Source organism: Chryseobacterium sp. KCF3-3, assembly GCF_045865955.1.
Classification (GTDB): Bacteria; Bacteroidota; Bacteroidia; order Flavobacteriales; family Weeksellaceae; genus Chryseobacterium.
The window spans coordinates 950,294-965,773 of the sequence record NZ_AP035792.1 but is presented as its reverse complement, the minus strand read 5'-3'; the positions used below and the strand labels follow the sequence as shown (position 1 = coordinate 965,773).

The 15,480-nt window shown below is 37.2% G+C and carries 7 protein-coding genes; 2 read left to right on the top strand and 5 right to left on the bottom strand.

All coding sequences use genetic code 11. From position 1 onward, the window contains the following. Window positions 1-2 precede the first annotated feature (2 nt). Together ACKTTZ_RS04280 and argS are read left to right on the top strand one after the other, a co-directional pair. A complete protein-coding gene (locus tag ACKTTZ_RS04280; protein ID WP_407847511.1) occupies window positions 3-1,415 on the top strand; it encodes a SusD/RagB family nutrient-binding outer membrane lipoprotein in 1,413 nt (470 codons plus the stop codon). A 128-nt stretch (window positions 1,416-1,543) separates the two neighbouring features. Beyond that, window positions 1,544-3,304 (top strand): arginine--tRNA ligase, encoded by a 1,761-nt coding sequence (gene argS / locus ACKTTZ_RS04275; RefSeq protein ID WP_253317616.1) that lies wholly within the window; start codon window positions 1,544-1,546, stop codon window positions 3,302-3,304. A 302-nt stretch (window positions 3,305-3,606) separates the two neighbouring features. On the opposite strand, the gene ACKTTZ_RS04270 is transcribed toward argS, so the two are convergent. The 5 genes from ACKTTZ_RS04270 to ccoN all read right to left on the bottom strand — a co-directional run bounded on the left by ACKTTZ_RS04270 (window position 3,607) and on the right by ccoN (window position 15,385). After that, window positions 3,607-4,548 carry a YihY/virulence factor BrkB family protein gene (locus ACKTTZ_RS04270; RefSeq protein WP_407847509.1) on the bottom strand — a complete coding sequence of 314 codons (942 nt, stop codon included), beginning with the start codon at window positions 4,546-4,548 and terminating at the stop codon, window positions 3,607-3,609. A 1-nt stretch (window position 4,549) separates the two neighbouring features. Further along, window positions 4,550-6,877, bottom strand: a complete 2,328-nt coding sequence (locus ACKTTZ_RS04265; protein ID WP_034696106.1) for a BamA/TamA family outer membrane protein — start codon at window positions 6,875-6,877, stop codon at window positions 4,550-4,552. Next, window positions 6,877-11,910 carry a translocation/assembly module TamB gene (locus ACKTTZ_RS04260; RefSeq protein WP_253317775.1) on the bottom strand — a complete coding sequence of 1,678 codons (5,034 nt, stop codon included), beginning with the start codon at window positions 11,908-11,910 and terminating at the stop codon, window positions 6,877-6,879. Before ACKTTZ_RS04260 ends, ACKTTZ_RS04265 begins: the two co-directional genes overlap by 1 nt. A 288-nt stretch (window positions 11,911-12,198) precedes the next feature. Then, window positions 12,199-13,086: a cbb3-type cytochrome c oxidase N-terminal domain-containing protein gene (locus ACKTTZ_RS04255; protein WP_034696105.1), complete on the bottom strand. Its 888-nt coding sequence runs from the start codon at window positions 13,084-13,086 to the stop codon at window positions 12,199-12,201. A 19-nt stretch (window positions 13,087-13,105) separates the two neighbouring features. Then, on the bottom strand, window positions 13,106-15,385 hold the full coding sequence (gene ccoN, locus ACKTTZ_RS04250) for a cytochrome-c oxidase, cbb3-type subunit I (RefSeq protein ID WP_034696205.1): 2,280 nt from the start codon (window positions 15,383-15,385) through the stop codon (window positions 13,106-13,108). Window positions 15,386-15,480 lie beyond the last annotated feature (95 nt).

Genomic DNA, 15,480 nt, shown 5'->3' with positions numbered 1-15,480 from the left:
TTATGAAAAAAATAATATACATACCTATAATTATTGGCGGATTATTTCTAAATTCTTGCCAGCATGAGCTAGATACATTTAATGAAAATCCCAATAGTCCTACACAAGTTACTTCTCCAAAAACATTACTCACAGGTGGGGAAATTGGAACAATTAATAATTCAACAGGTAATTTGACAAGACAAATAAGTTTGCTGACTCAGCATACCAATGGTAATCTGTTTCAGTCATTAGATTTTACCAATTATTTTTTAACAGAATTGGATAATGAAACAGATTGGTCTAATATTTATAAAACTGGGGTAAATCTTAATCAGATTATTAAACAGTTTGGGGATAAATATCCTTATTATTCAGGTATGGCTAAGATTTTATTAGCTTTGAATATGGGATATGCTACTGACGTCTGGGGAGATATCCCTTTCTCAGAAGCATTCCAAGGGGTTAATAATTTTTCTCCGAAATATGATTCTCAGCAAAATGTTATTGCTCAGATTCAAAGTTATTTGGATAGTGCAATTACTGATTTATCAAAACCTGAAAGTGCTAATTTAGGACTACCAGCAAAAGATGATATTTTTTATGGTGGAGATACTGGAAAATGGACAAAATTGGCCTATGCAATTAAAGCAAGATATGCCCTAAGGCTTACTCAGAGAGAGGGTAGTAGTGCTGCTGCTCTGAAAGCTTTAAATTATTTAAAAAATTCGTTTACTTCTAAAGAGGATAATTTAATAGCTAAGTTTGATGGGGGAAATAATCAAAATCTTTGGTTTGGGTTTAACAATCAAAGAAAAGGTTATATGTCTATGGGGAAATATTTTGTTGATTTATTAAAATCAAATTCAGATCCTAGACTCCGTTATTTTGCTTTTAATACTGATGGAAAAGACAATCCGAGCGGAATATATTTAGGTTCTGCTCCTGAAGATGCAGATACTGGCGCCTCACCCATTGGAAAGTTTGCTGTAGGGATAAATACAGGCTCTGGTTCACCATCTGATGGAGATCCAACTCAATCTTTGATAATATTTAGTTATAGTGAGATTAAATTCATAGAAGCAGAAGCACAATTCAGACTGGGAAATACTGTAGGTGCTCAAGCTGCCCTGAAAGCTGCTGTAAGTGCATCTCTGATAGATGTTACTGGTGCTGATAATCCTGTTTTTGCTACTACAGCTTCAGCCTCAGTAACATTACAGAATATTATTACTCAAAAATATTCTTCCCTGTTTACGACAATGGAACCTTATAATGATTGGAGACGTACAGGCTTCCCTGTATTAACCGCTAATCAAAATAGCCAATCTAAAAAAATACCTTTGAGATTAATAACTCCTAAAGCTGAAAGAACATTAAATAATAATGCAGTAGTCGTGAGTGATGTGAGTATACCCGTTTGGTGGGACAACTAAGACCATTTAAATTTTTAAACCGCCTTCGGGCGGTTTTTTTATTTCCGTATATTTGTAGCTCAGATTTTGAGCAGAAACAGACTGTAAAAATGTTTCAGCGATAAGCATTAAAAAGAGAATTTAGAAACATGAATATTAAAGATATCATAGAACAGAAACTTTCGGAGGTCATTTTAAATGTATATCAGTTAAAAGACATCAAACTGGAAGTTCAGGAAAATAAAACGGAATTTGAGGGCGATTTTACCATTGTTACTTTTCCGTTGGTAAAACAATTGAAGAAAAATCCTGAGAGCATCGGGGTTGAATTAGGAGAAGCTTTAACAGAGCAGACAGAGCTTTTTGAAAGCTTTAACGTAGTAAAAGGTTTCCTTAATGTGAAGGTGAAAAACCAATTGTTTGTGGATAACTTTAGATCTGTAAGCGAAAACTTCTCTGTTGTAGAAAAGAAAAATGCTACAGTAATGGTAGAATATTCTTCACCGAATACCAATAAGCCATTGCACTTGGGACATATCAGAAATAATTTATTAGGATTCTCAGTTGCCCAGATTTTAAAAGAAGCCGGATATGATGTAATCAAAACTCAGATCATCAACGACAGAGGAATTCATATCTGTAAATCTATGCTGGCTTGGGAGAAATTCGGAAACGGAGCAACTCCTGAAACGACCAATACCAAAGGAGACAAATTTGTTGGAAACTACTATGTAGAATTTGACAAAAACTATAAAAAAGAAATTGCAGAACTTGTAGAGCAGGGTGTAGGAGAGGAGCAGGCTAAAAAAGATGCTCCGGTAATGAAAGAAGCTCAGAAAATGCTTTTGGATTGGGAAAATGGAGACAAAACAGTAAGAGCGCTTTGGGAAGAAATGAACTCATGGGTTTATAAAGGTTTCAACGAAACGTATAAAAGACTGGGAGTAGATTTTGACCAGGTTCAATATGAAAGCAATACGTATATTTTAGGAAAAGATCTTATCCAGGCTGGTTTGGACAAAGGTGTTCTGTATCAGAAAGAAGATGGTTCTGTTTGGTGCGACCTTACAGATGAAGGGCTTGATCAGAAACTGTTGTTACGTTCAGACGGTACCTCAGTCTACATGACTCAGGATCTTGGAACGGCAGTGGAGCGTTTTAAGCAGAATAATATTCAGAAACTGATCTATACCGTAGGAAACGAACAGGATTATCACTTCCAGGTTTTATTTAAAATCCTGAAAAAATTAGGATACGAATGGGCTGATCAGTTGTTCCACCTTTCTTACGGAATGGTAGAACTTCCTGAAGGTAAAATGAAATCCCGTGAAGGAACAGTAGTAGATGCAGACGACCTGATGCAGGAAATGTATGAAACAGCAAAATCTAAAGCTCAGGAATTAGGAAAACTGGAAAGCCTTTCAGAAGAAGATAAAGAAGCATCTTATGAAACGGTAGGATTAGGTGCATTGAAATATTTCATGCTTAAAGTTGATCCTAAGAAAAAAATGCTTTTCAACCCTGCAGAAAGTATTGATTTTAACGGAAATACAGGTCCGTTTATTCAATATACCTATGCACGTATTCAGTCGTTATTGTCTAAAGCAGGTGCTTTACAGTCCGAAACTGCTGATATTGAATTGAATCAATCTGAAAAAGAATTGATTATGCAACTGACCAACTTTAAAACTGTAGTGGCTAAATCAGCGGAAACCTTAAGTCCGGCTTTGGTTGCCAACTATGTTTATGATCTTGTGAAAGCATACAACTCTTTCTATCAGAATAATCCTATTCTGAATCAGGAAGATGAAAATGTAAAACAATTCCGTTTGAATATCTCGGATATCACAGCAAAAACGATCAAAAAGTCGTTAGAACTGCTGGGAATCGGAACCGTAAACAGAATGTAAAAATAGAAAGCCTCCTGAATTTTTCAGGAGGCTTTTTTATATATAGGAGTTTTTTATACTTATAAAAAAAATATTAAAACCATTAAGGAGGATTTAAGAAATAAAGTATAGTTAAGATGAATCATTCTGATTTTTAGGCTTAAAGCGAAGCTTATCTTAATACTCTTAACACCTTTACAGACTCTTGCTATTTCAAAAATAAAAGTTTAAATACTTTCATAAAATAATCTCGTATCAGGAATATCCCGAATCTCGAAACCCCGAACCTCAAAATCTCGCAACCCGAACCTTGCAACTCAAATCTACGTTTCATCATTACTTTCACCCTGCATCTGTTTCAAACTATCCGCATACAATTTCGCAGGAGTCCATCGTGCATGTTTGGAAAGAACTACTTGATATCCTTTTTTATAGGTATATACTTTAGTAAATTCTGCGCCAAAGAATATCAGCATACAGGAATAATTGATCCACATCATAATAAGAATGACTGTTCCGGCAGCACCAAACGCCGAAGTAGGTTTTACCTGATTAAAATAAAGACTTAATAAAAATTTTCCCAGCGTGAATAAAACAGTAGTCAGAAAGGCTCCTTTCCATACTGGTTTCCAGCTGACCAAAACATCAGGCAGAACTTTAAACATTAAAGCAAATAAGAGCATGACGAGGCCAAAACCTACTGCAAAATTCACGGTTTCTACCAGCATATAGGTCTCAAAACCAAAATATTGGGTGATAATCGTATTAAACAGGCTGATCAGAGAAGATAAAATCATGGTGATCATCAGAAGAAATCCCAGAATAAGAATCATCCCTAAAGAATTGGCTCTGTCCAGTAAAAATTTGAGTAATGCTTTTTTGGGTGCAGCTTCTACTTCCCAAAGTGTATTTAATGAATGCTGAAGCTGAAAGAAGAGCGTAGTAGAACCGAAAACCAATGATCCGACTCCAACTGCTTTCATAAAAATATTTTTTTTGTCGATAAGAGCACCAGCCAGCATGCCTTCAATACTTTTAGCCACATCCGGTCCCATTATACCGCTGATCTGTGTGCTGATCTGCCCACGAATAGCCTCTTCACCAAAGAAATTTCCAAGTACCCAGATAATAATGATCAATAATCCCGGGATAGAAAAGATGGCATAATAGGCAAGACTTGCTGAATCTTTTGATGCAGTAGAATTGTTCCATTCAGTGAATGTATCTTTTAGAACTTCCCAAAAAAATTTAGCAGTATTGATCATATTAAAATGGATATCCGATGGCAATATTTAAAACAAGATTATCTTTTCTCCAACTTGAGTCTCCGAAATTAATTTTATCGAAGGCCCATCTGTCCCCTTTCTGATAGTAAGGAACTCTCAGTGGCATCGCAAGATCCAGTCTTAGAATCAGGATAGAAAAATCCAGTCTCAGACCTACTCCGGCTCCCACCGCAATTTCATTTAAAAAGTCTTTTGAAAACTTAGCTCCTGGTCTGTCTTTGTCGTCGTGAAGCAACCAGATATTTCCGGCATCTACAAAAACGGCAGCATTTAAAAATTTATAAAGATTGGCGCGGTATTCCGCATTTAATTCCAGTTTGATATCTCCGGATTGGTCAAAGTAAGTACCTGGTTCTAAAGTTCTCGGGTCAAAACTTCCAGGGCCTAATGTCCTCGCACGGAATGCTCTGATACTGTTACTTCCTCCTGAGAAAAACTGCTTGGAGAAAGGAATGAATTCTGAGTTTCCATAGGGATAAGCAATTCCTCCGATAAATCTTGTAGCCAGGGAAGATTTTTCAGTAAACTTATGATAGAATCTGAAATCATTTTCAATCTTTACATACTGGCTGAAAGGAATCCCAAATATTTTCTTTTCCTTATCTTTTTTTACATCAGCTCCTGTAGCCAACCCTGTGATATTTCCTGCCAGATCAAGCGTTCCTTTATAATAAACGGTATTCGTTTTGGGAAGCATGGTGTTGGTATACGTGAAAGAATAGGTAGGGCCGAAGATTAGCTGTCTGTCTACAATTCTTTGCATGGCAGGATTTTCAGCTGATTTGATTTTGTATTCTTCTGTAACATTTGCAGGAGAAACTAATGTAATATCAATGACTTTCAGTTCATGTTCTTTTCTGGCATTTTCTTTCCACAGATATCCGAATGACGCGGTGAAGTTATTAAGCGTATAATATTTTGTTCTGTTCTGAAACTCATACCCCAATGTGATATTCGTTCTTGGAACAAATTCACTGGAAGAATGAAAACGGAAAGGCGCTACAATTCTCGGAATGGAAAGCTGTGCATTCGCTCCTGCACGGAAAATATTATTGGCATCCTGACTTCCTCCCATCTGGAAATCAAAAGCTCCGAAGATGGCTGCTTTGAATTGTTCTGCCCCTCTGAAGAAATTCCGGTGAGTCCAGTTCAGGTTCAGCTCACTACCTGCATAGTTGGCAGAATTTGTTCTTCCCAATGCTTCCAGACGAAGTGACTGGATTTGTCTTGGAGTTAATAAATAATACGCATCAAACTTATGACTTAGCGAATCTGATACAATGAATTCATTTTTTACAAATTTGAATACACCAAGGCTGATCAATCGGTTTAGCGTAAGATTATGATTGGAGCGATTATAAAGATCACCTTTTTTGAAATATAATGCTCTGTCAAAAATTTTCGGTTTGAATTTATGCTGAGGATCAATAACGTAAATATCATCAAAAGCATATTTGGAAAGAGAATCTTTATCCATTGGGATACTGTATTTTCCTTCTTTTACATCCTGGATGTTGTAATTGGGAAATACAATAACGTTATTAATGCTGAATTGCTGCGTTGCTAAATCCGGCGTATTGTCTTTCAGTTTTACGTTAAGCTCTACCTTATGATTTTTACTTACCGTACTGTCTGCCTGAACGATAATATTATCAGGATGGAAGTAATAGAAACCTCTTTCCTTTAGGCCATTATCAATTCTTTCTCTTTCTGCTTTGATGACATCCAGATCAAATGGTTTTCCGTTTTTAAGAAATGTCCTTTTTGTTAAACCCTGGATTTCCTGATTGACCAATGTAGAATCTTTCTGGAACTTTACACCATCAATCAGGTATCTTGAACCTGGTCTTAGGGTATAAATAACCTGAGCTTTTTTATTTTTTGAAACCGTATCATAAGAAGCTTTAGCATTGAAATACCCTTTGTTTTCAGAATAATTTTCAATGATATTTTTGTTGAACTCACGGTCTACATCACCTAACAATACAGGTTTTTCACCTATCTTATATTTAAGCCAGTAATTAAAACCTTTATCCTTTTTTGGCTCTTTAGCAATATTATAAAAATAAAGCTTGGGACGCATCCCCAAAAATGTAGAATTGGGTTTTGGCGTAAGGCTTTCTTCCAGTGCCGTCTGAAGATCTTTTTTTTCTTTTTTGGAAATTGTATCGTTTTCAATCTTTACTTTGGCACCCGTGTAGAGCATTTGTCCTTCTTTCAAAAACCTTGTGTTGCTGCACGAGACTACTGTGGATGCCATTCCGGAAACCAACAGATACTTACAATATATATGGAACTTATTACTCATTATTTAAATTCTACCACTTGGTTATTTTGATTTTTTTTCGGCTTCTTCTCTTTAGATTTCTGGAAAATCTCCCGGAACTTGTCATAATCCAATGTAATAATGAATCCTACTCCGGTCTCTATGATCTGCCCCTGAAGAGCCACCTGATATTCATCCTTACGGTAAGCACGAAGCATATATCTTCCGTCTTTGGAAAGGCTGTAATCTACAGAAACATTCCCTGCAATATTTGTCATGTTTTCATTCTGACGAGCCTGGCCTTCCAGTCCAAAATTACTTCCCACGGTTACTTTCAGACGGTCGTTCAATAGTTTTTTACTGATATCTACATTCAGGTCAGTTCTTGTGTTTTTCTCTCCAGTGGAATAATCTTCCGTAGAATCAAGACCGAAATTAAGATCTACTCCTTTAATCAGTCCGGAAGCAAGATTATTAAGCTGTTGAGAAAGAATTTTACTTACACTCTGTCTTGCCATGGTTTCTGCAGACATTCCCGCACCGCTTTCAAATGGATTTTCCCCGATAAAACGGTTCAGAAGCAATAAAGCAAATACCTGTTTATTCATTTCAGATTCCTGAGTTCTGAGCTGGGCAAGTTTCTGATCAACAACATCTTTTACATTCGTGGAGATGGAATTATTCTTTTCCTCCGTAGTAATGTCAAACGAAAGCTGAGGTTTCAGAAGCTCGCCTTTCATTTTCAATAAAGCATTGAATGGTATTCTCTGCTTAAATTGATTCATGAGCGAAGTTCCGCCATTTTCTGTACCTACTTGTTGTTCTACAAGGTCAATAGGAGCGGCTTCGGTTTTGTAAACCGCTGTAATATCCATTTGAGCCATTGTAGGTTCTCCGGTCCAGGTGATCGTACTGCCTTTCTGAATATCGAATTTACGTTTAAGCAAACTTACAGAAAGATCATAGCTTCCTTTTTCAACTTCATAAACGCCTACCAATGTCATTTTTCCTGAAGGATCAATTCCACCGGTCAATTCTGCTTCTCCCTGAAGTTTGACAAAATCACCGTTTACTTTATCAATAATAATAGAAAGTTTGGCTTCTTTGCTGACTTCAATGTTGACATTCACATCCATTCCTTTGATGCGGCTTTTGGAGTCGAGAGAATCGGCTTTAATTGTTTTATTTAAAACCACCTGATCCTGATCCACAAATTCTACAATACCATCTCTTTCCTGTAAAGATGGAGAAGATTGAGGAAGTACGAACGTGAAGTCTGTGTTGTCTGCTACATTCAGCTTACCATCTACTTTAGGAAGATCAAGATTTCCACGGATATGTAGTCCGGCATCAATAGCCAGAATACCATACATCATAGCATCATTGGTCTTTTCTGAATTGACCACTTTAAAGTCTTTGGCATTTACATCCAGATTAAAGGCGAAATCTCTGTACGTTTGCGTAAGAACCTGCCCGTCCACTACAAGAGCATTTCCGTCTTTATCTTTGACCTTGAATTTATCAAACTCAATTCCGCGACTGGTAAAATCTATTTCATCACTCAGATGTCGGAAATCACTTCCTGTTTTTGCAATTTCCAGTCCAGCATCATTGAATTTTACTTTTCCTAAAATATTCGGTTGGTCTGTAGTTCCTGTGATTTTTAAATTTCCTGAAAGATAGCCTTCCGTATTGGTAATGGCATTCATAGAAAACCCTTGAATACTCTTCATCTGTAGCTGGTTGATCGCCATATTCAGGTCGAAAGTACTGGAAGAAGTATTGTAATCTCCAAGGATTTTTACGTCATTATTATTTCCGGAAAGGGCAATATCCGCATTTAAAACCTTCGGTGAAGCATTATTTACTTTTACTGCAAGATTTCCGACAGGACTTCCATAGACAATTAAGTCTGAAATATTCAGGTCGGAAGTGAAAGTCATATTTTTAGTAACATCTCGAAGCTGTGCTGTACCATTGATCGTTCCTCTTGCCAGAACCGTATCTTTTTTAATAAGTTCCGTAATGGTTTCGATTTTAAAATCTTTCAACGAAATATTCAAAGGACTGCTTGGGCTATTGCTTTCAGACTGTACAGCAATTTCACTTCCTCCATTAGACAAGATGAAGTTATCCGCCAGAATTCCTTTACTGCTGATCTGGATTTTATTGTTTTCTGCAACATTCCAATCCGTATAATTGAGCTTTAATCCATTCGGGTTAAGAGATATTTCGGTAATGTCATTCAACGATTTTGCATTTCCTGCAATAAGGAACTGGGTAGCATCTTTCTCGTCTTTTGTAGTGACATTGTATCGGATGGTATTGTCTGCAACATCTCCGTCAATGTTGATTTTGTTTAAAGAAAAACTTGAGCTTTTTAAAGCGGCAACATTCAGGCTGTACTGTAATGCCTCATTTTCATTGGTGACTTTTAAAGCGCCTTTTTCAATGGTATTTTCACCATATAATAATCTTGGTATTTGCCCGTCTATTTCAATTTTCTGAGAATCTGCATCATAATTTCCGACAAGATTGATGGTCTCAAAATCTTTCAGATCCGGCACAAACTTTCTGATCAGATCATCATTTTTGATTTTAGCCGTGAATGTAAAATGTTGTCCCGGATCAATTTTCTGTTTGTTATCCGGTTTCTGGAACTGGTAATACTGATTCACAGTTTTCGTTAAAGCACCAAAAATCTGAGTCAGTTTATATTTACCTTTCAGTTCCACATCTGCGATCTGAGAATTGAAAATAATCTGTGTAGAATCATTTGTGGAAGAAGCTTTCAGATTAACTTCCTGTACAGGATAAACCTCTTTCGTGTCTGAGAACGCGAAATCTTTAAGGTTTAGATATCCATTTAAATTATTGGGATCTAAGCTGGTGAAATCCCCATCTATTTTTCCGGCAATAATCATCGGTTTTTCATAGAAGCCAAGTTTGTTGACATCCAGTTTGATGACTTCTCCATTCACTTTTACCGTAGGATTTTTTTCATCATAAACTCCCGAAGCGGTCAGTTGTAAACTGGCATTCGGGTCTTTTGAATCTAAAATGACATGATAAGCTCCTTTATTGATCTTTCCGGTAAGGTTCATATTTTGATAACGATATCCTTTGTAGACAGCGGAAGCAACATGGCCTTTTAAGTCTGCATTGGCATTTTTAAAATCAAAACTTTCTCCTTTTGCAGCAATTTGTGCAGTGATAGGACCAATATCTTTATTCTGAATAATTTTTCCAACCTGTATCCCCTGAAGATTTGCTTTCACATCATACAATTCATGATTTTTTCTTCGCATGTCTACCTGTGCGATGATGGCAGCATTCCCCAAAGTAGAGTAGAGGTTAAGATCTGTATTCACCACTTTCGTCGTTCCTTTTGCATTTCCTTTAATGCTGAAATGAGAAGGAAGGGAAATATTGGAAGGGATTGTATTTTTAGGGACAAGATTGAATATCGTTTGGGCATTGGAAGAAAACTCCCCGATTCTCAGATCATAATATAACTGATCAGGATTCATCGCATTTTTGATCTTTCCGGAAGCCATTACTCTCAATTGATCCAGCCCGGAAACTTTAAGATCCTGAATTAAAAGATCATTCACGCTTCCTTTTATATTTGCATTGACATTGAGAATAGCGTTCGGATATTTGTTGAACGGAACCGTATTTTTTAAAGTCGGAACCAGATTCAGAATGTCAGAGAATCCTATTTTTGAATCTTTGATATTAGCTGAAATCTTTACTGCACCTAAGTTTTTGCTAAGTTGATCAATGGAGTTATAATTTAAAATAACCTCATCACGCAATAGGGTTTTAGGAGTTTGAAGATAAAGATCTTTCAGGTACGCTTCCTTTTCTGCGTAGACAAAATCTGTATTGAATTTCTGGATATCCAGTCCTCTGCCTTCTTTGATTTCTGCCGAATTCACGGTTCCGGCAAAGGTATTGTTCTCCATTTTGAAGCTTCTTACCTCTACATTCATTTTTGAAAAATTGAGGTGATTGAAGTCCATTCCTTGTTTAGTTGGAGCAATGGCAGTATTGTTATAATTAACTTTTACATCGTTTAAAACAAGTTTTCCTAAGAGAAGTTTCATGGCTTTATCCTGATCGGAAGCTTTTGAAACCTCTGGTTCTTTTGTTGTTTTAGGATTGGCATTCTGAGCCGGAAGATAAAGGTTGGCATTGATATCTGCCCCGGAAAGAAATACATTGGCTACATTGTAAGCGTTGTTTTCAAGATCCAGTTTGTTGACCTTTGTGCTTAGTTCTTTGAAGATAACTTTTGCAAATGTTTTGGTATTTTCATCACCATAATCAATGTCGAAATGAGTAAGCTTGATTCCTCTTAAACCAATACTCATCGGTTTTTTTTCATTGAGAGAATCTACTTTTTTCTCCACCTTTTTCGCCACTTCTTCTACAAGTCCCTGCTTTAATTTCAATTTTAATCCGTCAAGATTGATATCATTAACGGCATATTTGTTTTTGCTGAGATCAAAAGTTTTTACTCGGGTATCGAACGATTTAAAATAAAGTTGAATATCATTCTTAGATTGTTGGTCGTTAAATGTTACCCCAACATCTTTTAAATTGATTTTATCAAGGGAAATAATAAATGGTTTGGAAGGACTTTCTTCCTTATCTGTGGAAGCAAAAGCATCAATGATATAATCAAAATTGAATTTGCCATCCGGTTTCCGTACTACATTAGCACGCGCACCTTCCATATTGACTGAAGTAATATCTGCCGTAGAATTAAGAAGCTTCATCATGTGCAGTCCTACATCCAGCTTTTTGACGGCCAGAAGAGTGTCTACATCCTGTCCTTTAAGGTAGAGGTTTTCCATAACAAGGCTGTTGGGAAATCCTATATAAACCCTTTCAAGGCTTACAGGAGTTTTGATTTTTTTCTCCAGATAAACAATGAGTTTGTCTTTGATGAAGTTTTGGACGGCAGGAAGCCTTAAGCTTAGGATCAACAGGGTAAGAAGAACCAATATTGAAATAAAGGTTATTGCAATACGCCTTAAAAGTTTTGTGGTGTTGATTTTCAGTTTCAAATGCGAGGTGGTTTCTAACAAAGATAATAATACTATTTTATTTGGTCTTTGTTGTGGTACCCTTTTGCGAATGCAAAAATCCTGCCTTGGCTATCTTTTTATGGATTTTCTAGTTTGTAGTTGTCAAGTGAATAGTTGAGTAAGACAGCCAAAGTAAGGATTATTATTTGTAAAAAACGCCCCCTTTTATCATTTTTTTAATGTTGAAAAGGTTAGTTAGCAAAAATGAAATTCAAATGTTAGTAGTGTTGAAGGGGGCGTGGCGTGGTTTATATGATAGATAATAGTTTAGTTGTTTCCGTTTTCCCATTTCACTTCTTCTCCCTGAGGAACAGCACCGCCTTGTGCTGGAGTGATAGGAGCAGTTTCCTGGTTGATGTGATAAATATAAGCGGCAATCTTTTCAGCATCTCTTCCGGTAATGGTTCCTTCCTTGATGAAAGGTCTCATGGTAGGATTATTCGGAGAGCCGTTTTCAAGCATCCAGAAAACATTTTTAAATAAGCTTTTTTCTTTAATATTGATCCAGTGAGTATCGGTAAGGTTAGGACCTATTCCTCCTTTTCCGGCGTCTCCATGGCAGGTAACGCAATTCGTTTTGAAAAGTTCCTGTCCTTCCGCAATATTATCTGCACTGTATTTTGCTGATTCCAGATTGATCTGAGGGGCAGTTTTCTCATACTCAGCAATGGAAGCTAACATCGTTTTTGTTTCTTTGGTGTACTCTGCTTCCGGATGAGCATAGTCTGTGAAAGAAAAAGCAAACAGATAGACTGCACAGAAAATACATCCGAACCAGAACAGACCAATCCACCATTTCGGCAGAGAGTTGTCAAGCTCTGTAATACCGTCAAAACCATGGTCGATAAGAATATCTTTTTCTTCCGTTGCCGTTTGTTTTTTGAAGGCAGAGTTCCATAATTTCTGGTAATACGGAACCTTTTTCTCTTCCAGATATTGTTTTTTTTCTTCTTCGGATAATTTGCTGAAACTTTCATTTTCCACCAGATCTCCAATAGAATTCATGATCAGCAGCAGGATCGTAGCGATTAATATCAACGCCCAGAAAAAAGGAGAAGAAAAATATCCTGAATCACTGGCGAACATTTCAAAGGCCATGATCGTTAAACCTATCGTTGTTGCGATATATATTGAAATGGGGGTTCTCGTTTTCATTGCAGTTTAATTTTAAATGTTACTCTACGCTTGCGGTTTGTACCTGTGTTGTCTTAATGTCTGTACCTAATCTTTGCAGGTAAGCAATCATTGCCACAATTTCTCTTTGTTCAAGCGGTACATAGGCAGATCCTTTTGCTGTTTTTTCTTTTATCATCTGATCTTTTACATCTGTTGCTTCAGCGTAAATTCTCTGTACAATGGCTTTAGACTGGTTGTCCGCCCATTGGTTGGCAGAATCAATCTGAGCTTTTGTATAAGGAACATCGAAGGCATTTTTCATCAGTTTCATTTTGTCCACCATTTGGGTTTTGTCCAGTTTATTGGTAATTAACCATGGGAAACGTGGCATGATAGAACCGGCAGAAGTAATTCTTGGGTTATACATATGTTTGAAGTGCCATGAATCCGGGTTTCTTCCTCCTTCTCTGTGAAGATCCGGTCCTGTTCTTTTAGATCCCCATAAGAATGGTCTGTCGTATACGAATTCTCCCGCTTTGGAATACTGCCCGTTTTTTCCTTCAAATCTTACCACTTCATCACGGAAAGGTCTGATCATTTGTGAGTGACATGAGTTGCATCCTTCACGGATATATAAATCTCTTCCTTCAAGCTCCAATGGAGTATAGGGTTTTACGGCAGCAATTGTCGGAACACTTTGCTTCAATGACAGCGTAGGAACAATTTCCACCAATCCACCGATTGCTATAGTAATGAAAGCTAATACGGAAAGGAGCATAGGGGTTCTTTCCAACCAAAGGTGTACGCCTTCGCCTTCTTTTCTTGTGCTTCCAATGTTGGCTAATGCCGGAGCTTCTGCAGGAACGTTTTTCTGGAATGAACCCGCTTTAATCGTTTTGATCACATTGATTACCATTAAAATAGCTCCTAATAAATAAAAAACACCTCCAAGGAATCTCATTTTAAAGTATGGAATAATTGCAGTTACTGTATCCAGCCAGTTTTTCCACAATAAAGTTCCGTCTGGATTGAATTGCTTCCACATTAATCCCTGTGTAAATCCTGAAATATACATAGGTACTGCGTAGAAGATGATCCCTAAAGTTCCTAACCAGAAGTGCCAGTTGGCCAATTTTTTAGACCAAAGGGAGGTTCTCCACATGATCGGAACCAGATAGTATACCACTCCGAATGCCATGAAACCATTCCATCCAAGAGCACCTATGTGTACGTGGCCGATCACCCAGTCGGTAAAGTGACCAATTTTATTTAATGATTTTGTTGCCAGTAAAGGTCCTTCGAAAGTAGCCATACCATAGCATGTAACAGCCACTACAAAGAATTTAAGAATTGGATTTTCTCTTACTTTATCCCATGCTCCTCTTAAGGTAAGAAGACCATTCAGCATTCCTCCCCATGACGGGGCAATCAGCATGATAGAGAACCCTGTTCCTACAGCCTGAGCCCATGCTGGTAAAGCTGTATATTGCAGGTGGTGAGGCCCGGCCCAAAGGTATACAAAGATCAGCGACCAGAAGTGAATAATGGATAATTTGTATGAGAAGACCGGCCGCTGAGCTGCTTTTGGCATAAAGTAATACATAAGACCTAATACAGGGGTGGTTAATACGAATGCTACCGCATTGTGCCCATACCACCATTGTACTAATGCATCTTTTACACCTGCATATACAGAATAAGATTTCCAGCTTGTGAAAGATAACGGAACTTCAAGATTATTGAAGATGTGAAGCATTGCTACCGCAATCCAGGTTGCCAGATAGAACCAGATTGCTACATATAAATGTCTCACTCTTCTTTTGGCAATCGTTCCGAACATATTGATTCCGAAAATGATCCATGAGAATGTAATTAAGATATCGATTGGCCATTCATGTTCGGCATATTCTTTAGAAGTATTGATTCCCATAAGGAAAGTAATAACCACACTCACAATCATCAACTGCCATGACCAGAAGTGAATCCATGAAAGGGTATCACTGTACATTCTGGTTTTAAGAAGTCTCTGCATACTGTAGTAAGCACCGCAGAAAAAAGAGTTACATACGAAAGCAAAAATTACCGCACTGGTATGAAGCATTCTGATTCTTCCGAAGCCCATCGCTCCCTGAGTATTAATCAGTCCCTGAATATTCCCCGAAGCTAAGCTTTTAATCGTTGTATCATCCGTACCGAATAAAAATTCAGGCAATTCAGGATAAAAAAGCATCAATGCAGCTGTAAGCCCCAGCAGAAATCCTACAAGTCCGAATGCGACAGTCGCATAGAGGAATGCTCTGACAATATTATTGTCATAATTAAATTTTTGCGTCTCCATAAATTCCAATAGTGTTTACCGAAGTGATATTTTCTCTGAAAAAAGTTCTATTTTTAAGTCTTTTTTATGTCGAAAATAAATATCATGTAACGTGT